The sequence below is a fragment of the Streptomyces beijiangensis genome (assembly GCF_017315755.1).
GTDB classification, from domain to species: domain Bacteria; phylum Actinomycetota; class Actinomycetes; order Streptomycetales; family Streptomycetaceae; genus Streptomyces; species Streptomyces beijiangensis.
Genome location: NZ_JAFLRJ010001481.1, coordinates 1 through 218 on the forward strand (window position 1 = coordinate 1; position 218 = coordinate 218).

At 74.8% G+C, this 218-nt stretch carries 1 protein-coding gene; it reads left to right on the top strand.

The annotated features are described in order from the left end of the window. Positions 1–218, top strand: a 218-nt coding sequence (locus J0695_RS42350; protein WP_206970107.1) for a MarR family winged helix-turn-helix transcriptional regulator, incomplete at both ends; no start/stop codon positions are given.

A 218-nucleotide genomic window follows, 5' to 3' on the forward strand; every position in this document is an offset into this window, starting at 1 on the left:
GGCCCACCACCATCGCCGCGCTGGCCCGCGCTGAACTGGTGCGTCCGCAGTCGATGCGGACGACCGTCGGCACACTGGAGGAACAGGGCGTCCTGGCACGCAGCGCCCACCCCACCGACGGCCGCCAGGTCGTCTTCGCGCTGACGGAGGCGGGGCGCGCCTCGCTCGCCGAGCTGCGCCGCGCCAAGTACGACTGGCTCGCCGAGCCCACGAGACCG